This is a genomic window from uncultured Rhodospira sp. (assembly GCF_937138205.1).
Taxonomy (GTDB): Bacteria; Pseudomonadota; Alphaproteobacteria; order Rhodospirillales; family Rhodospirillaceae; genus Rhodospira.
In genome coordinates, this window is sequence record NZ_CAKZOT010000077.1 from 1 (window position 1) to 18,526 (window position 18,526).

Annotated in this window: 15 protein-coding genes; 6 read left to right on the top strand and 9 right to left on the bottom strand. The window is 69.5% G+C overall.

Annotation, left to right across the window (positions count from 1 at the left end; translation table 11 throughout):
- The first annotated feature begins 147 nt into the window (after window positions 1-147).
- The 3 genes from Q0309_RS10410 (at window position 148) to hemA (ending at window position 3,767) form a co-directional block, all read left to right on the top strand.
- Window positions 148-435 carry a helix-turn-helix domain-containing protein gene (locus Q0309_RS10410; protein ID WP_299440306.1) on the top strand — a complete coding sequence of 96 codons (288 nt, stop codon included), beginning with the start codon at window positions 148-150 and terminating at the stop codon, window positions 433-435.
- A gap of 514 nt (window positions 436-949) precedes the next feature.
- Window positions 950-2,347 (top strand): aspartate aminotransferase family protein, encoded by a 1,398-nt coding sequence (locus Q0309_RS10415; RefSeq protein WP_299440309.1) that lies wholly within the window; start codon window positions 950-952, stop codon window positions 2,345-2,347.
- A 205-nt stretch (window positions 2,348-2,552) separates the two neighbouring features.
- A complete protein-coding gene (gene hemA, locus Q0309_RS10420) occupies window positions 2,553-3,767 on the top strand; it encodes a 5-aminolevulinate synthase (protein ID WP_299440311.1) in 1,215 nt (404 codons plus the stop codon).
- 229 nt (window positions 3,768-3,996) lie between these two features.
- Here the strand turns inward: hemA and Q0309_RS10425 are convergent, their stop codons facing one another.
- Both Q0309_RS10425 and Q0309_RS10430 read right to left on the bottom strand, forming a co-directional pair.
- Window positions 3,997-6,030 carry a hypothetical protein gene (locus Q0309_RS10425; protein WP_299440313.1) on the bottom strand — a complete coding sequence of 678 codons (2,034 nt, stop codon included), beginning with the start codon at window positions 6,028-6,030 and terminating at the stop codon, window positions 3,997-3,999.
- A gap of 57 nt (window positions 6,031-6,087) precedes the next feature.
- Complete coding sequence (locus tag Q0309_RS10430; protein ID WP_299440315.1) at window positions 6,088-7,314, bottom strand: carboxylate--amine ligase; 1,227 nt, start codon at window positions 7,312-7,314, stop codon at window positions 6,088-6,090.
- A 498-nt stretch (window positions 7,315-7,812) separates the two neighbouring features.
- Between Q0309_RS10430 and Q0309_RS10435 the strand changes: the two genes are divergently transcribed.
- Window positions 7,813-9,189 carry an AMP-binding protein gene (locus Q0309_RS10435; protein ID WP_299440317.1) on the top strand — a complete coding sequence of 459 codons (1,377 nt, stop codon included), beginning with the start codon at window positions 7,813-7,815 and terminating at the stop codon, window positions 9,187-9,189.
- Here the strand turns inward: Q0309_RS10435 and Q0309_RS10440 are convergent.
- The 6 genes from Q0309_RS10440 to Q0309_RS10465 form a co-directional block, all read right to left on the bottom strand.
- Window positions 9,127-10,245 (bottom strand): enolase C-terminal domain-like protein, encoded by a 1,119-nt coding sequence (locus tag Q0309_RS10440; protein WP_299440319.1) that lies wholly within the window; start codon window positions 10,243-10,245, stop codon window positions 9,127-9,129. The genes Q0309_RS10435 and Q0309_RS10440 overlap by 63 nt on opposite strands.
- Window positions 10,245-11,081 carry a 1,4-dihydroxy-2-naphthoyl-CoA synthase gene (gene menB / locus Q0309_RS10445; RefSeq protein ID WP_299440321.1) on the bottom strand — a complete coding sequence of 279 codons (837 nt, stop codon included), beginning with the start codon at window positions 11,079-11,081 and terminating at the stop codon, window positions 10,245-10,247. Before menB ends, Q0309_RS10440 begins: the two co-directional genes overlap by 1 nt.
- A complete protein-coding gene (gene menD / locus Q0309_RS10450; protein WP_299440323.1) occupies window positions 11,078-12,775 on the bottom strand; it encodes a 2-succinyl-5-enolpyruvyl-6-hydroxy-3-cyclohexene-1-carboxylic-acid synthase in 1,698 nt (565 codons plus the stop codon). The genes menB and menD overlap by 4 nt, the downstream gene beginning before the upstream one ends.
- Window positions 12,772-14,148, bottom strand: coding sequence for an isochorismate synthase MenF (locus tag Q0309_RS10455; RefSeq protein ID WP_299440325.1), 1,377 nt, complete (start codon window positions 14,146-14,148; stop codon window positions 12,772-12,774). Before Q0309_RS10455 ends, menD begins: the two co-directional genes overlap by 4 nt.
- 427 nt (window positions 14,149-14,575) lie before the next feature.
- Window positions 14,576-15,835 carry a VWA domain-containing protein gene (locus Q0309_RS10460; RefSeq protein WP_299440327.1) on the bottom strand — a complete coding sequence of 420 codons (1,260 nt, stop codon included), beginning with the start codon at window positions 15,833-15,835 and terminating at the stop codon, window positions 14,576-14,578.
- On the bottom strand, window positions 15,819-16,745 hold the full coding sequence (locus Q0309_RS10465; RefSeq protein ID WP_299440357.1) for a MoxR family ATPase: 927 nt from the start codon (window positions 16,743-16,745) through the stop codon (window positions 15,819-15,821). The genes Q0309_RS10460 and Q0309_RS10465 overlap by 17 nt, the downstream gene beginning before the upstream one ends.
- 267 nt (window positions 16,746-17,012) lie before the next feature.
- On the opposite strand from Q0309_RS10465, the gene Q0309_RS10470 reads away from it, so the two are divergent.
- A complete protein-coding gene (locus tag Q0309_RS10470; RefSeq protein ID WP_299440329.1) occupies window positions 17,013-17,213 on the top strand; it encodes a hypothetical protein in 201 nt (66 codons plus the stop codon).
- A 51-nt stretch (window positions 17,214-17,264) separates the two neighbouring features.
- The gene (locus tag Q0309_RS10475; protein ID WP_299440331.1) at window positions 17,265-17,699 is read left to right on the top strand and encodes a hypothetical protein; all 435 of its coding nucleotides are present in this window, start codon (window positions 17,265-17,267) and stop codon (window positions 17,697-17,699) included.
- A gap of 20 nt (window positions 17,700-17,719) precedes the next feature.
- Here Q0309_RS10475 and Q0309_RS10480 read toward each other — a convergent pair whose 3' ends face one another.
- Window positions 17,720-18,511, bottom strand: coding sequence for a xanthine dehydrogenase family protein subunit M (locus tag Q0309_RS10480; RefSeq protein WP_299440333.1), 792 nt, complete (start codon window positions 18,509-18,511; stop codon window positions 17,720-17,722).
- Window positions 18,512-18,526 lie beyond the last annotated feature (15 nt).

Here is an 18,526-nt window from a genome sequence, read left to right on the forward strand (position 1 = left end):
TGTTGTGCCGCAACGCGACCCCGTCGTACCAGATCGCGCTTCTACCGGAGCCAAGTGAATAAGCCTTTGTCGCGGTATGGACCCCGGCGGACGGTGCCGTTCGGGCGATCAGTGTCAGAAAAGCCAATCGAAGGGAGCAGGCCCGATATGGCTGACGTTCTGCCCAATGATTTCCCCGATGATTTCGATGACAATCCCGACTGGAGTGACATCGACCTGAAGGCCCCTGACCATGCGGCCATGCTCAGGGCCGCGCGCGCGATGCTTGGCCTGTCTCAGGCTCAGGCATCGGCCCTGTTGGGACTTCCCACGGCCACGTTGCGCAACTGGGAACAGCGTCGCACGGTTCCGGATGATGCCGGAAAGACGCTGATCGCCCTGGTGTATCGTGATCCGGAAACGCTCCGGAGACTGCTTGAAAAAGGGGCGGCATAGCGTCGGCGGGCAAGGCAGGGAATAGCCTGGCGGCAAGAGGGTGCGACCGCTTCAACCAGCCGGGAGAGGCCCGGTTTCATGGGTGCCGAACACGGTGCCCGGCTTTGTCGCGACGGCCCCGACCAGACGGTCCGGAAGCCGGGGGGATTTGGAGTGCCGGGCGACTCCCTCGCGATCCGCGAACACGGGGACCACCTCACCACCTCGTGATTTCGCCGGCCGGACAGGGCGCCCTGCCGGCGGCTCTGGCGACATCGCAGCCGAATAAGGACACGATCCCGCCGATCCCGGATCCGCCGTTGTTCGCCCGCCGCGCTGTCCCTGGCCCGTGACATCGGCCCGGCCTTGTGTCAATTTCTCTTGACTCGGCGGGGCCACGGGCTTCAGGTGACCGGGTGAAAAATGGAAACCGGCCCGTCCTGACTCCGAAGGACGCGGCGCGGGCGGGCCACGGCCCTGAACCGCGCCCCCAAGGCGATCGTTCGGTGCCGCCGCCCGGAGAGACTGCCCCCCGATGAACTCGCTTCAGCGCCCCAATTCGGCCGCCGCGCGCGACGTCCGCAGCCAGTTGCACCCCTATACCAACCCCGTGGCGCACGAGGCCAACGGGCCACTGATCGTCGAACGCGGCGAGGGTGTTCGGGTCTTTGACGAGGACGGCAAGGACTACATCGAGGCCCTGGCCGGCCTGTGGTGCACGTCGCTGGGTTTTTCCGCCGAGGAGCGGATCGCCAGGGTCGCCTATGACCAGCTCCGCACGCTGGGCTTCTACCACCCGTTCGGCGGCAAGGCGCACACGCCGGGCATCGAACTCGCCGAGGCGCTGCTGGCCATGGCGCCGGTGCCCATGTCGAAGGTGCTGTTCTGCAACTCCGGCTCCGAGGCCAACGACACGGCCATCAAGCTGATCCGCTTCTACAACAACGCCCTTGGCCGGCCGGAAAAGAAGAAGCTCATCAGCCGCACCAAGGCCTACCACGGGGTCACCCTGGCCAGCGCCAGCCTCACCGGGCTGCCGTTCAACCACCGCGACTTCGACCTGCCGATGGCGGGGGTGCTGCACACCACCTGCCCGCACCACTACCACTTTGGCACCGACGGCGAGAGCCCCGAGGACTTCGCCACCCGCTGCGCCGAGGAACTGGAGGCGCTGATCCAGGCCGAGGGGCCGGAGACCATCGCCGCCTTCTTCGCCGAGCCGGTCATGGGCGCCGGCGGGGTGATCGTGCCGCCGCCCACCTATTTCGAGAAGATCCAGGCCGTGCTGAAGCGCCACGACATTCTGTTCGTGGCCGACGAGGTCATCTGCGGCTTCGGCCGCACCGGCAATCCGTGGGGCTGTCAGACGTTCGGTCTGGAGCCGGACATGCTGGTCTGCGCCAAGCAGCTCTCGTCCGGCTATCTGCCCATCGCGGCCCTGATGCTGAACGAGCGGGTCTATCAGGCCATCCGCGACAACGCCGGGCGCATCGGCATGTTCGGCCACGGCTATACCTATGGCGGCCACCCGGTGTCCTGCGCCGTGTCGCTGGAGGTGCTGGCGATCTACAAGGAGCGCGACGTGTTCGCCCAGGCCGCCGCCGTCGGGCCACGCCTGCAGCAGCGCCTGCGCGGGCTGGCGGACCATCCGCTGGTGGGCGAGACGCGCGGCGTCGGCCTGATCGGTGGCGTGGAATTGAGCCGGGACAAGGCGGCCCGCCAGCCGTTTGATCCCGGCCAGGGGGTCGGCCTTGCCATGGGCCGGCACCTGCACGGGCGCGGGGTGATCACCCGTGTCATCGGCGATACGGTGGCGTTCTCGCCACCACTCGTGATCACGGAGGAGGAGATCGACGCCATGGTCGACCGAGTCGCCCTGGCCCTCGACGATACGTGGGCCTGGGCGCGCGGCGAAGGGGTGATCGCGGCGTGAGGCGCGGCGCGCATCCGGGGCTTGGTGCGGGGCAAACCGCCGCCTCGCCGGGGTTCGGGCCGCCGGGCGTGCGTATTTCCCTAAAATTTCTGCAAGACTCCCCCGCCTGCCGTTGCCATGCCCATCGGGACAGGGTTACCGTCCGCGACGAGGGAATTGGACGCAACGTGGATCGGGGCATCGTCTGATCGAGAGGACGTGACCGATGGACTACAAGAGCTACTTCGCGGACCGTTTGCGCGACCTGCGCGAGGAGGGGCGGTACCGCGTGTTCTGTGACCTGGAACGGCGCACCGGCAAGTTTCCGAAAGCCATCAATCACCGCGAGGGTGGGACCCACGAGGTCACCATCTGGTGCTCGAACGACTACATGGGCATGGGGATGCACCCCGAGGTCGTGAGCGCCATCGCCGATACGGTGAGCCTGTGCGGTGCCGGCGCCGGCGGCACCCGCAACATCTCCGGCACCACCCACCACCACGTGGTGCTGGAAGAGGTGCTGGCCGATTGGCACCAGAAGGAGTCGGCCCTGGTCTTCACCAGCGGCTACGTGGCCAACCTGACCACGCTGATGACCCTGGGCCAGCAGATCCCCGATCTGGTCATCTTCTCCGACGCGCTGAACCACAACAGCATGATCGAGGGCGTGCGCCATTCCCGCGCGCCGAAGAAGATCTTCAAGCACAATGACCCGGAGGATCTGGACCGCCTGCTGTCCGAGTATCCGAAGGAAACGCCGAAGCTGGTGGCCTTCGAGTCGGTGTACTCGATGGACGGTGACATCGCCCCCATCGCCGAGATCTGCGACGTGGCCGAGAAGCACGGCGCGCTGACCTTCCTGGACGAGGTGCACGCCGTCGGCATGTACGGCGAGCGCGGCTCCGGCGTGGCCGAGCGCGACGGTGTGGCCGACCGCATCGACATCATCCAGGCCACCATGGGCAAGGCCATCGGCTGTATCGGCGGCTACATCGCCGGCGACCAGGACCTGGTGGACTTCGTGCGCAGCTTCGGCGCCGGCTTCATCTTCACCACGTCGCTGCCGCCGGGCATCGCCGCCGGCGCCTGCGCCAGCATCCGCCACCTGAGCGAACACAACGAGCTGCGCATCCGCCACCAGGAACGCGCCGCCACCCTCAAGCGCCGCCTGCGCGAACTGAACCTGCCGGTGATGGACTCGGTCAGTCACATCGTGCCGGTGCTGGTGGGCGACGCCGGGCTGTGCAAGCAGGCCTCCGACCTGCTGCTGACCCGCCACCATATCTATGTGCAGCCGATCAACTACCCGACCGTGCCGCGCGGCACCGAGCGCCTGCGCATCACGCCGACGCCGCTGCACGACGACGACCTGATGGACCACCTGGTGGCCTCGCTGCTGGACGTCTGGGCCACGCTGGGCCTGAGCCAGAAAGCGGCGTAACGGTAGCGGTATATTTGGCGAGCAGGCTCGCCCGTCCTCTCCGCCCCCGCGTCGGTTCCCGGCGCGGGGGCTGGGCGTTGGGGGGGATCCCTATCCGGGAGGTGGCCTTGCCTGCGTGACGCCACGCCACGAAAACGAGCGACGCCACGCCCCCCGCACAGCCTCACATGCGCCGCCCGGGTCCGCGCCCGGCTTCGGACCTCGGGATCCCTCTCGTGGGCGCTCGGTCTCACGCCGCCGGGGCCTTGGCGGCGGCCCAGGTGGCCCGCGCCATGGCCAGCACGCTGTCGACGGTCTCGGCCGGCACGGCGTCGCTCTGGCCTTCCTCGCAGGCGTCATAGTGGAACAGGTAGAGGCGCGCGGTGAACTGCTCGAACGGCAGCGAGGATTCGCCGAAGCGCTCGCCGTTGCCGTCGGTGGAGACGATCACACCCTGGCCCCAGTCCTGGCCGCTGTCGTAGTTGGGGTTGAAGAAGAACACCCGCATGTCGCCCTGGGGACCGAGCCCCACTCGCAGGATGGTGATGGCGTGCCAGCCGATGAAGCGCCCCAGGCTGTCGGTGACGGCGATGCCGGCGGGCTGGGGATGGGTGACCGGCTTGTTGCCGTTGTACAGCGGGTGATAGAGGCCATGGAACAGGCGCACGAAAAGGTCGGCGGTGGCGGCCAGCTCTCCGCCGGGCAGATCGACGGCCAGCGCCGTGTCCTGTCCGACCCACCAGCCGTGCATGGCGCTGTTCACCCAGGCGTGGGGATCGCCGGGGCGGCCGGCGCACTGGCGTCCCATTTCAATGTAGATGCGGTCGAGGTGCGACACCAGCACGACGGAGACCGGATCGACGTCGATGGGCGGTGTCGGCGCCAGACCCGCCGACAGCGACGCCGACGACAGCCGTCGGCCCTCGAACACCATGACGATGTCGTCGTCGCGGGCCGCCCGGGTCAGGAGATGCAGCAGGTAGTCCGGCGCCGCCAACGCCCACATGGACAGCGCCCGCGCCGCCTGACAGGTGGGGTTGTTGCCCTGCCCGATGCCAAGCGGCTGGCCCAGCACGCTGATGGTTCCGGCCAGCAGCAGGGTGGCCGGCGGCTGCCGGTCGCCGAACGCGGCCACCAGGGTCCGCGCGGCGGCGGGACAGGGCTCAAGCCCAATGTGCCCCCACAGCGCCGGGCCGATGGCCGGATCGAACAGAAGGCCGCGTTCCAGCAACAACGCCAGCCCGTAGACCGCTTGCGTGGTGTCGGGCGTGATGGCCGCCTCGATCAGGCTTTTCACGAGCGGCGCGTAGCAGGAAAACGCCTCCGCCCCCGTGCTGCTCAGCCCCAACGCCTGGCCGATCAGGTCGCCGCGCTCCATGGCGCTGACATGGCGCAGGAACACCGGATGATAGGGCGACACCAGCCCGGTGTCGTGCATGGCGCGGGCAAACGCGCGGGCCTCCTGCTGCAGCGCGCCGTCGTCCATGGCGGCCAGCCGCTCCCGGTAGACCTCCAGGCCGGGGTCTTCCCGGCAGCCGGCGGTGGGGCCGAACAGCGCGCTGACCAGGCGCGCCGCGCTCAGCCCGGCGCCGCCCGAGCTGATGGCCGGGTCGTGCAGGCAGGCGGCGATGCGTGTGACCATCAGCTTGACGTCGTCGACCATGATCGGCCGTTGGGCCAGGATGCGGTCGATCTCGGTGCTCAGGCAGGCCAGGATCTCGCCGTAGCCGATGCGCTCGGCGATGAAGCCGACGAGGTTGCGAATGGCGGCGTTGAGCGTTGCATTGGCTCGCTCGCCCTCGCCCTGGCTGCCGAACAGGCGGTTGAGGTTGAGAGCCAGCAACTGTGCCAGAAAGTGCTGGGCTTGTTCGGACGAAATGCGCGGATGAAACAGGTCGCGCCGGGCCACGGCCAGCAGGCGCAGTTCGCTCAGCAGTTCCAGGGTCGCGGTGGCGCGGTCGGCGTGGGCCAGCGTGCCGGTCGCCAGCGAGGGCTGCAGGATCTCCGGGTGATCCCAGTCGGTGCCGCTGAACACGCCGGAGGCCTCGATGCGCGCCGCCCGGGCGTACAGCGCCTCCGCCCCGCCCGGCTTGGCCAGCAGGCGTCCGGCGATGTCCAGCAGCGGCCCCCGGGCGGTCTGCTTGGCGAAGGCCGAGGTCTGCTCCAGCCGGTCCAGGGCGCGGTTCACCATCGCGCCCAGGCGCTCCACATCGGCCGCCGCGTCCGGCGCCGTGGTCGGGGGTGGGGCGCCGTTGGCCGGCGGGGCGGGGATCAAGTCCGACATGCTGGGTCTCCTTGGGGGAACGCACGTGGGAGCGTATCCCCCTTGGGTCAAAAGAGCCTAAACATAGAAGTCCAGGTCTTCCTGATGCTTCAGCAGGTCCCGCATGGTGCCCGGGTCCTCGCCCACGAAGTAGACCAGTCCCCAGTGGGTGCCGAACGCCGTGCGTTTCGTGACCTTGTTTTCCATCGGCGCCGTCAGTTCGTGGGACTCGAAGTACGGATGGTTCTCGGTTTCCTCGGGAATCTCCAGGTTCGAAACCACCCGGCGGCGCGGATAGACCCCGAAACAGCCGGCGTGTGTGGTGGCGTCCACCACCTCCTTTGGGAAGAAGGCCGCGATCTCCTCCTCCGTCGATTTCGGGTCAAAGCAGACGATCAGCCCCTGGTAGCCGTTGAACCCGTAGGCCCGTTCCAGAAGTTCGAAGACTTTGAATCCGGGCGGGCGGAAGGCAACCTCGCCGAAGTACATGGTGCCGTCGCTGGTGACGAAGTACTCCGGGTGGATGAAGCCGTTCTCGATGTCGAAGGTCTTGATCAGCTTCTCGACCTCCTGCTCGACGCGCGGGCGCCACGCCTCCAGCTCCGGCGAGGCCGGCACGAAGACGGAATAACCCAGCGTGACATATTCCGAGATGTTGAGGAACTGCACCTTGCCATTGTGAATCCAGGCCTCGACGGCGAATTCCCAGCCGTCCAGGTGGCTTTCCATCAGGACCGGGAATTCCTCCTCGGGAATCGTGTCGATGTCGTCGGCCGTGCGGATCACGCGGTGCCCCATGCAGCCGGCCTTGTCGAACGCCTTGACGTGGATCGGGTCGTTGGGGTCGCCGTCCAGTTTCAGCAGGGTCTGGTTGACCCGCTTCAAGAAGCGGATGACATCGCCGCGATCATGGGCTTCCTCGAAAATGCCCACACGGATGCCGCCAAGCTGAGCGCGCCGCTTCATCAGGGCCTTGTCGCGGAACAGGATGGCCTGGCCGTGCAGGCGCGGATTGCCCTGGATGACCGAGTTGATGGCGCCGGCCCATTCCACCGTTTCCTCGAACAGCGGGATGGCGACATCCACGCCCATGTCGCGCAGCTTCTCGGCGATCTCCATGGAGCGCTCGTTGAGCCGCTCGAAATTCCAGGGAACATAGGGAATGCCGTGCTCCGCGCAGTAGGGCTCGGCCCAGTCGGGGGCGACAACGACATAACGGCGATCGAAACGCTCGGCGGCGTCGATGGCGCCCAGGGACCAGCCCAGCAGGGCCACGTATCCCTTATCCGGATTCTTTTCGGCCATGAGTGTGTCTTTGCTCCGTGCGTTTTCGTGTCTCGATGGGTGCCCGGCGGCGGCGCGGCCGCGCAGGTGCGAGCCTTGAGGGAGAACGCCGCAACGGCGACGCAAGGCCATGGCGGGATGCGCGAAAGGGCCGCGTCGCAAAAATGGAAGGTCGGGCGGCACATGAGGACGCGCGTGGTTGGCGCGGTTGGCGAACGAAGAATCGACTGTGACCGCGCCCGACCGGCCCGGAGTCACAGGGGCAGGCTCGCCGAACGTGTTTGTCTAGACTCGCAAAGCCGGCTGGGGTGGGTCAAGGGCCTCCCGCTGGGCGCCCCTGGCAGAACATCGGGAGGGAGTTGTCCTATGATCGTTGGACCGAGCGAATCCGCAATGGGCTGAGGTGATTGACCTGTTGATAACGCCGCCGCAGATTGATGGGGCCGAGTCGGGCCGAACAGGAGAGAGTTTTGGCGTTCTGACGGACATGACGACGATGATGACAGCGGTTCGGCCAGCATGATGACCGAGCAAACCGGCGAGACCAAAACGGACCTGTGGGCGCGCGACCTCGCGCGGCGGGCCGAGGCCGCCGCCGCGCTGCTGCGGGCGGCCGGCGCAGACCCCGGGCGGCCCGTGGCCGTGCTCAGCGGGTCGGCGGCCGTGGTGGCGATCCTGGCGCACGCGGCACCCTTGGTGCCGGTGCCGCTGTTCCCGGTCGATCCCGCGTTGCCAGTGACCACGATCACCGACCTGCTGGATCAGGCCGGGGTGTCCTTGGTGGTGTCCGACCGTGCCGTTGCCGACCGCCGGCATGTGCCGGTGGCGTCTGTCCTGGCCTGTCCTTCGGGCCGAGAGGCGCCGTGGCAGGCGAGAGACGGTGTCGCCCTGTTGATCGCAACCAGCGGCAGTTCCGGCCGCCCCAAGGCCGTGATGCTGACCGGCGTGGCACTGGAGGCGGCGGCACGGGCCAGCACCGCGCGCACGCCGCTCGGCCCCGGCGACGCATGGCTGGCCTGCCTGCCGCTGTTCCACATCGGCGGCTATTCCATCCTGACCCGGTGCGCCCTGGCCGGCGCCAAAGCGTTGATCCACGACCGCTTTGACGCCGACCGCGTCATGGCGTCAGTGCGGGACGACCGCGTCACCCATCTATCCCTGGTGCCGGCCATGCTGGCGCGCCTGTGCGACCTTGGCCGGGCGCCCGGATCGCTGCGCCATGTGCTGATCGGCGGCGCCGCTCTGTCGGCCGATCTGGCGGAACGGGCCGCCGGCCTGGGCTGGCCGATCCGGCCCACCTACGGAATGAGCGAGACGGCGTCCCAGGTGGCCACGCTGCAAGGGCTGCCGCGTCCGTGGCGGGCGGGCCATGTGGGCGCGCCGCTGCCGGGAGCCGAGGTGGCACTTGACGGCAACGGGCGCCTGAAAGTGCGCGGGCCGATGGTCATGGCCGGCTACGCCAACCCGGACCTGCGGCCGGGCGACGGCCTGGTCAATGGCTGGTTCGTGACCGCCGATCTGGCCGAGATCACGGGGGACGGCGATCTTGTGATTCGCGGCCGCGCCGACGACGTCATCGTCAGCGCCGGCAAGAAGGTGCTGCCGACGATGGTCGAGGATCTGGTTGGCGCCTGTCCCCTGGTGGACGACGTGGCCGTGACCGGCCGGCCGGATCCGGTGTGGGGCGAGGTTGTCGTCGCGGTCTTCGCCGGGTCCGGAACGTCGGAGTCCGTGCTTGAGTGGTGTCGGGCGCATGTGCCGGGGGCTCTGCGCCCCCGCGCGGCGGTCAGGGTCGAGAGCCTGCCACGCCTAGCCACCGGCAAACCGGATCGGTCAGCCTTGCGACGCCTCGCCCAAGGGCACGAGGCCGAGGCCGGGGCCGGCGGGAAGGCATAGGGCACCATCGACGATCACCGGCACCGGCGCCACGTCCCGCGCCAGCCAGTCCAGCGTGCCGAGGCCGTGGGTGTTTTCCGTTGGCAGCGCGGCGGCGAGATGGGCGGCCGCCGTCACGCCGATGGCCGAGTCCACCACGGACGTCAGCACAACCTCGACCCCGGCCGCCCGCGCTTTCGTCGCCAAGGCCAGCGTTGCCCGAATCCCGCCCAGGCGGGCGGGCTTGACCACCAGCCGCCGGACGGCGCGGGCCTGCAGTAGGGCATCGAGGCCGAGCACCGGCAGCGACTCGTCGGCGGCCAGAGGGAATGGCAAATCTTGTTGCAGCCGAGCCAACGCCGCCGGCGTGGGGTCGGCCAGCGGTTCCTCGACGCCGTCGATGGGCCGCCCGATGAGGGAGTCCAGGACCCTTCGCGCGTCCGCTTCGGGCCACGCGCGGTTGGCATCCAGGCGAAGCGACAGCCGTCCCCGCGTTCGGTCGACCACGGCGGCCAGGGCGCGCCGTTCATCGTCGATGCGCCCGACCCCGACCTTGATCTTGCCGACGGCGAAGCCCCGTTCCGCCGCCGCCTCTGCCCGATCAGCGCACCCCGGGTCCAGTGGTCCCAGGGCCGCGTTCACGGCCACGCGGACGGGGGAGATGGTTCGTGGCGCGTCATTGCGAGCCCCCGTCCCTTCGCTCCCCGCCATGACAGTGACACTGGCCCGCAGAAACCGCCACAGCGGCAGGCCGGCGCGGCGGGCCTCCAGGTCGAGCAGGGCGGTCTCGATGGCCCAGCGCACTTCGGGCACCTCGGGCAAGTCGTCGTCCGGCACCTCCGCCGTGTCGCGCCCCGGCAATGTCCGCGCCGCCGCGTCCAGCGCCTGGAACACGCGCGCGTGCCCCGCCTCGCCGGAGCTCGGCAGGGGCGCACAGTCGCCCCAGCCCACCAGCCCGTCATCCGCCACGACCGCCAACAGCCGGCCGCGCCGCTCCGTCAGGGTCGCCCGCGACGCCACCCACGGCCGCACCAGCGGAAGCGCGTAGGGATGAACCGTGGCGCCGGCGATGCGCATCAGGGGCGGCGCGGATAACGGCTGAAGTCCGGCGACCGCTTCTCGTTGAAGGCGTTGCGGCCCTCCTGCCCTTCCTCGGTCATGTAGAACAGGGCGGTGGCGTTGCCGGCCAGTTCCTGGATGCCCGAGAGGCCATCAGTGTCGGCGTTGAACCCGGCCTTGAGCACGCGCAGGGCCGTCGGCGACAAGACCAGCATCTCGCGGCACCAGGTGACGGTCTCCCGCTCCAGGTCGGCCAGCGGCACCACGGTGTTGACCAGGCCCATGTCCAGCGCCTGCCGGGCGTCGTACTGACGGCACAGGAACCAGATCTCCTTGGCCTTCTTCAGGCCCACGGTGCGGGCCATCAAGCCGGCGCCAAAGCCGGCGTCGAAGCTGCCGACGCGCGGGCCGGTCTGACCGAAGCGCGCGTTGTCGGCGGCGATGGTCAGGTCGCACACCAGATGCAGCACGTTGCCGCCGCCGATGGCCCAGCCGGCCACCATGGCCACCACCGGCATCGGCAGGGTGCGGATCATGCGTTGCAGGTCGAGCGCGTTCAGGTGGTTGACCCCGGCCTCGTTCTTGTAGCCGCCGTGCTCGCCGCGCACCTTCTGATCGCCGCCGGCGCAGAACGCCTCGGTCCCGGCGCCGCACAGGATCACCGCGCCAACATCCGGATCGAGCCGCGCTCGGTGAAGCGCGTCCATGATCTCCTCCAGCGTTTCCGGCCGGAAGGCATTGCGCACGTGCGGGCGGTTGATGGTGATGCGGGCGATGCCCTCGAAGGTGTCGAACAGGATGTCGGTGTAGTCGGTGCCGGACACGGGCTGCCAGTCGAACGTCTCGGTGGTCATGAAGCAGGGCTCCCTGGGGGGCGAATGGGGGGACGGGTGGCGAAAAAGGACCGGAACCGGCGCAGGCTCTCGGCCCGGTCGATGGGCAGACGGATGACGGACGCGGCCGGGCGGTCAAGCGCCGCGCACACCGCCGCGACGGCGTCATCCGTGGTGGCGATCGTTTCGGCGGATAGGCCAAAAGCCCGCGCGGCGGTGATCGCGTCCAGCGTGGGTGGGGTCAGCCAGCCCCGTTCGAACTCCGGCAAGCTGGCTTGCGGCAGGTGGTCGAAGATACCGCCGCCGCCGTTGTCGAGCAGCAGGATCACCAGGGGCAGGTCGCGCCCCAGGGCGAGCCCGCCCAGGTCGTGCAGAAACGTGAGGTCCCCGACGACGGCGACGCTGGGACCCTTCGCGGCGGCGATGCCGAACGCGGTGGACAGGGTGCCGTCGATGCCGGACACACCCCGGTTGCCGAACGGACGCGGGCCGTCCGGCACTCGCCCAGCCAGCCAGTCGCACGCCCGCACCGGTAGCGAATTGCCGAGCACCAGCGGCGTCCCCGGCGGCAGCGCGCGCACAAGCCGGCGCAGAACGCTGCCCTCGAACGGGGTGTTGTCCTCGCACACCGCCTCGGCGGCGGTGGCGGCGGCGTCGTCAAGGGCCTGCACCTCCTGCAGCCAGTCGTCCGGTCCCTTGGGTCCGGTCAGGCCGCGGCACACCTCGCCCGGGTCGGCGTGCGTAACGTGAGTCGCGGTGCCTTCCGGATCCGCCACGCGGGGCGTCGCGCTCACCACCACCTGCGGACGGCCACGTGCCTGTTGCAGCCACGTGGACAGCGCCTTTGCGACGGGCGTGCCGCCCAGGCGCAAGACCCAGTCGGCCGGCGGCGCGGCGCGCGCCACCTGATCGGGATGGGCCAGCACGCCCGTATGGGTGCGGGCCTCGAACCGCAGGCCAGACAGCGCATCGGCGAACACCGGCACCGCCAGCCGCTCCGCCAGGTCCAGCACCGCCGCGCGGCCGTCGGCGCCCAGGTCCTCGGTGCCGCAGACGATGGCGCCACGCCCGCCCGCGATCACGCGCTCCAGCGTTTCGAGGGTATCGCTTGAAGGGCGTGCCCGCGCCGCCAGACGCCGGTGCGGGGCCGCGACGGACGCGGGAATGCCGGTGTCGGCCGGGGGCACCAGCGGCTCGCGCAGGGGTACGTTGACGTGAACCGGCCCCGGCAGGGGCTCCAGGCTGGCGGCCACCACCCGCGCCGCCAGCGGCGCCAGCCAGCCGGTTTCCGTCTCGGCCGGGGGCAACGGATGGAACGCCCGCACATGGCCGCCGAACAGCCCGATCTGGTCCATGGTCTGGTTGGCGCCGCAGTCCTGCAACTCCGGCGGGCGGTCGGCAGACAGCAGGATCAGGGGCACCCGCCCCATGTCGGCCTCGACCACCGCCGGGAACCAGTTGGCCACGGCCGACCCCGACGTCGCGATCACCGCCACCGGGTTCGCCTCGGCCTTGGCCAGTCCCAGGGCATGGAACGCGGCCGACCTTTCATCGATGATAACGCGCGATATCAACGAGGGGTGGCGCAGCGCGGCCAGCGTCAGCGGCGTCGAGCGCGAGCCGGGCGAGATCACGACCCGCCGCACCCCTGCCTGGGAAAGACCATCCAGCAGCGCCCAGGCCCATGCTTGGGTCACGTCCGCCGGGGTGCTCATGGATCGCCGAACAGACTGAGCATGGTCGAAAGCTTCAATTCGGTCTCGGCCCATTCCCGGGCCGGGTCCGACTCCGCCATGATGCCGGCGCCGGCCCACAACGAAGCCGTCCGACCCTCGACGGAGGTCGAGCGCAGGATCACAGCCGCCTCGCCGTCGCCATCGCGGTCGACCCAGCCGGCGACCCCGGTATAGAGCCCGTCGCGGCCCTCGTTCATGGTTCGCAACCAGTCCAGGGCGGCCCGCCGGGGCCAGCCCAAAACCGCCGGCGTGGGATGCAGCCGGGAGACGATGTCCAGGAATCCGACCCCGGGCCGCAGGTGCCCCGTCACCGGCGTCCACAGGTGCTGGACCTGTCGCAGCCGCATGAGTCCAGGGGTCTCCGGGCGGTCGACGGAGTCGCAGACCTCGGCCAGCGCCTCGGCGATGGCGTCGGCCACGATGGCGTGTTCCCGCCGTTCCTTCGGCGAGGCACGGAGGTCGGTGGCGGCTCGGTCGTCGTCCTCGGTCCGCGCGTGCCGGCACGCGGTTCCGGCCAGCGCACTGCTGACCACCCGCGAGCCCCGCTTGACCGCCAGCCGTTCCGGGCTGGCCGCCACCACGTGGCCGTTGCCGTGCGGCAGACAGAAGGTACTGCAGGACGGATGCAGGTCTGCCAGCCGGTCGGCGAGCACGGTCGGGTCGGCCGCGCGCGTCAGGCGAATGCTCAGCCGCCGCGCCAACACCGCCTTGGTGAGACGACCAGCGGCGATGGCCTCGGTGGTGCGTCGCACCCGATCCGCCCATTCCGCTTGGTCACACCCCGGGGTGCGGGCGGCGATCGCCGGAACCTCGCCGTGGGACCGGCCGGCCAGCAACCCCCGTGCCTCCGCCAGCCAGACGCGCGCCATCTCGGCGACTGGCGCCGTCCCTCGCCGCAGGCTGACCGTCAGCGAGGTCCGCCCCGCTTGCCGCCGCATGAGGACGCGGGGGACCCACAGCACCGGGGCCGTGGTGTCGAGCGCCGGTGGTAGCGTCCAGAAGGCCACCGGCGGCGGCACGGTCCCGTCGCCACCCAGGACCACCCAGCCCCTGCGATGTGGGTCGAAGTCGCCCGATGCTCGCAACGCGAGCCGAAACGCCGCGCCGGCGCCGTAAAACGCGCTGTCCTCGCCCGGCGTCAACCAACGGCAGTCACCGCCCGGTGCCACACCGGTGCTGGCGGAGGCGCCATCGTCGGGGAGGGGGACGCTCAGACTCACGAGAGACCCCGGCCGGGCCGCCTCGATTCCCTCCAGAGCGTCCCGGATTGCCCGCTCCAACACGTCCAGCGGATCGTGGCGAGGGGACGGCGCGGAGACCTGATCGAGGACGGTCAGTGGGGACGTTGGCATGGGCCGGCCGCAAGGCGAGGGTCAATCGGTTCCTCGCTTTACCCAATGACGGCCATGCGAGTCAAAGCGTCCGCGTGGCCGTCCCAGGGCAACGGGGATGAGGTGAACACGTCAACGCCCGATCGGTGACTGCCGTCCTCCCGAGATCCAGGGCAATCGGGTCAACGACGCAGGTATGGCCGAAAACCCGCATGAGCGGTTCATTTGTCGCCAAAAACACGCAATCCGTCATTGCGAGGAGCGAAGCCCAAAAATCAACAACTGGGCAATCCAGGGCGGATACCTGCGTTTTTCGCCCTGGAGTGCTTCGTCTTCGTCTTGCGACGAGGGTTCGCAATGACAAGTCACATCGCCGCGCGAGCGAAGAGCCGCCGCTTCGGCGGAAAGACGTGTGAAAACCTGTTCGCAGCAAGCACCCGTTGGAGGCTTATCCCGCCAAGGCCTCGCGCCAAGCCCGCGCCGCCTCCAGCCGGCGCGGGCTGTGCCCGGCGGCGTGGTCGGACAGGACGCGCACGAGCTGCGCCAGGCTGTCCAGACTGTGCACGGGCCGGAAGTCGTCCACATGCGGCAGAATGGCGCGCACGCCGGCGGCCTTCGGCTGGAACCCGTCCCAGCGCAGCAGCGGGTTGAGCCAGATCAACCGCCGGCAGCTCTTGTGCAGCCGCTCCATGGCCCGGTCGAGCCCGTCCGCCTCGGCGCGGTCGAGCCCGTCCGTCAGCAGCAGCACCAGCGCGCCCTGCCCCAGCACGCGGCGCGACCACAGCCGGTTGAACTCGGTCAGGCAGGCGCCGATGCGCGTGCCCCCGGCCCAGTCCGGCATGGCGGCGGCGGCAGCGGCCAGAGCCATGTCCGGATCACGGTCCCGCAACGGTCGCGTGATGTTGGTCAGCCGCGTGCCGAAGACAAAACCATGGAAATGCGGCTCGCGATTGGCCAGGCCGTGCATCAGCCGCAGGAAGACGCGCGCATAGCGGTCCATCGACCCGCTGATGTCGCACAGGGCGACCACGGTCGGCGGCCGTGGTTCCGGCGCCGTCCGGCACAACGGGATGATATCGCCGCCGCCGCGCAGGCTGGCCCGCATCGAGGCCCGCAGATCCACGTGGCGGCCGCGCGGATCGGGCCGGCGCCGCCGCGCCGGAACCCGCAGGGCCGGCAGCCGTAGCACGTCGATCAGGCGCTGGGCGCGGCGGAACTCCTCGGCGCTCATCTTGTCGAAGTCCAGCGTGCCCAGCCGTTCCTGCGCGGACCAATCGAGGTCGACGGACACGCGCTGCGTCTCGGCCGGGACCGGTGGGTCCGCCTCGGGAGGCGTGGCGCCCAGGGCGTCGCGCAACCGCTGCGACCCGCCGTCGTCCTCGCCCGGGGTGCGCAGCCTCGGCAGCAACAGGCCCATGAGACGGCCCAGAATGTCCGGGTCCTTCCAGAAGATGTGAAAGGCCTCGTCGAACAGCGCCACGTCCTGGCGGCGCGTGACCAGCACCGCCGCCAGGGCGGCCTTGAAATCCTCCCGGCTGGCGGGGCCGACCGCCTCGACCGCGCGCACGGCATCGAGCATGTCGCCCGGGCCGACGCGCAGCCCGGCGGCCCGCAACACGCGCACGAACTGCAGCACGTTCTCGGCCAGATGGCCCCCGGTGGGCGTGTCACCGGCGGGCGTGTCGCGCGGCTCAGGACGGCGCGCCATGGGCCAGCTCCGCCTTGACCTGCGTCAGGATCTGCGCCGCTTCCGAGCCGCGCAGGCGCATGATGTCGTCCTGGTACTTGAGCAGCACGCCCAGGGTGTCGTCGATCACCGCCGGGTCCAACTCCACCACGTCGAGTTGCATCAGCGCGTTGGCCCAGTCCAGCGTCTCCGCCACGCCGGGCAGCTTGAACAGGTCGCGCTCGCGCAGACCCTGCACGAACGCCACCACCTGGGCGCCCAACCGTTTGCCCACGCCGGGGGCGCGGGCGTGCAGGATGGCGCGTTCGCGCGCGGCGTCGGGGTAGTCCACCCAGTGATACAGGCAGCGGCGCTTGAGCGCGTCGTGAATCTCGCGCGTGCGATTGGAGGTGACGACGACGATGGGCGGCGTGCCGCCGCCGCGCACGCCCAGTTCCGGGATGGTGATGGTGAAATCCGAGAGAACCTCCAGCAGGAAGGCCTCGAACGGCTCGTCGGCGCGGTCCAGTTCGTCCACCAGCAGCACCGGCGCCCGGCCGTCGATGCCCTCGACGGCGCGCAGCAGCGGCCGGCGGATCAGGAACGCCTCGGAATACAGATCCCGGCCCAGTCGGCTGCGGTCGGCCTCGCCAGCGGCTTCGGCGAGGCGGATTTCCACCATCTGGCGGGCATGGTTCCAGTCATAGGCGGCGCTGGCCAGATCCAGCCCTTCGTAACACTGCAACCGTTCCAGCGGGCGGCCCAGGGCACGAGCCAGGACCTTGGCGATCTCCGTCTTGCCAACCCCGGCCTCGCCCTCCAGGAACAGCGGCCGACCCAGCCGCAGCGCCAGAAAGACGCAGGTCGCCAGCGCCCGGTCGGCGATGTAGTCGTGGGTCGAGAGCAGGTCGAGCACGGTATCGACGCTGTCGGGGGGTGGCACGGCGGGCATTGCGGCGGTGGTCACGCGGAGCCTCCTGGTGGGCTGGACGGACAGGCAATGAACTCGTACATTGATGTGCGAGGTGAGCAGTGGGCCGCCGATCCCGAGCCGCACGCGACCCGATCGAACCGTGCCGAACCCGGGCATGGTGGCCGCATGAGCGGGATCGACTCACGCATTCATGGTCTCATGAGATGCCTGTGCCGATGCGGCGTTTTTCCTTGGTTGCAACTCAAGAGCAAGGCATCTTTTCGGCCTCGACTTAGGAGGCCATCCATGCCCACCCGCGAACAGTTTCTTCAGGCGTTGCGCAAAGAGGGGCGCAAAGCAGGGTTTTCCGTCTTGGTTGAATACGGCAAAGGCAAGGGATCCCATGCCAAGGTATCCATCGGCGGGCACTGGGTGATCGTTATGGACGGAGAACTTCCACCCAATTACGTAAAAAGTGTCCGCAAACAACTCGGCCTCATGAAATAGGTCAACGTCTTTCCGGGGTTCGATGTCATGCCAATGAACTACCCTGTAACCGTGACGCAACATCCCGATTGCTGGATCGTCCAGTTCATCGACATTCCGCCGGCGATCACGGCTGGCCAAACCCGCGAGGAAGCCCTGCTGAACGCGGAAGACTGCCTGGACGTTGCCCTGCTGTGCCTGTTCGATGATGAGGACCAGCCGTTTCCCCCTCCGCCCTCCCCCGGCGGTGACGCCCGTGTCTCGCCCACGGCGCCCATTGCCGCCAAGCTGGCCCTCATGATCGCCTGGCGCGACAGCGGCCTGTCCAAGAGCGCGTTCGCCCGCCGCCTCGGCAAATCCGAATCCGAGGTGCGCAACCGCATCCTCAACCCGAAGCACAAGACGGCGCTGGCCACCCTGGACGCCGCCGCGCGCGCGCTCGGCAAGCGGCTGACCATCGACATCGTGCCGGGGACAGCCGCCGAGGTTCGCGACGCGGCGGAGTAGCAAGGCTCCGACCGCACGGCTCACCCCATCGCCGCCACCGCACGCGCCGCCAGCACCGAGATCAGCGCCGCCCGGTAGTCGGCCGAGGCGTGCATGTCGTCGTTCAGCCTGTCCACCGGCATGGTAACGGCCTTTGCCGCGTCCGGCGTGAACGACCCGGCCAGCGCCTGTTCGATGGCCGTGGCGCGGAAGGCACAGGGACCGGCCCCGGTCACGCCCACCCGCACGCCGTCGCCCGTGCGTGCCACCATCACGCCCACGACGGCATACCCGGACGCCGGATTGGCGCATTTCTCATAGGCCGCCGCCTGCGGGATCGGGAACGAGATGGCGGTGATGATCTCGCCCTCTTCCAGCGCCGTGGTGAACAGGTCCTGGAAGTAGTCATCGCCGGCGATGGTGCGACGGTTGGTATGGATGGTCGCCCCCAGCCCCACCACGGCAGCCGGGTAGTCGGCCGCCGGGTCGGCGTTGGCGATGGAGCCGCCAATGGTGCCCCGGTTGCGCACCTGCGCGTCACCGACGCGCGAGACGAGATAGGTCAGGGCCGGGATGGCCTGCTTGATCACATCGGAGGCGACCACCTCTGCATGGGTCGTGCCGGCACCGATGAAGATGGCCTGCCCCTCTCGGCGGATGCCCTTCAGGGCCTCGATGCGGCCCAGATCGACCAGCGCCTCCGGCATCGCCAGGCGCTGCTTGAGCGTGGGGATCAGGGTCTGCCCACCGGCCAGCAGCTTGATTTCGTCGCTGGTCAGCAGGGCGGCGGCTTCGTCGAGCGAGGCCGGGCGATGATACTCGAACGCATACATGGCTGCGGTCTCCCC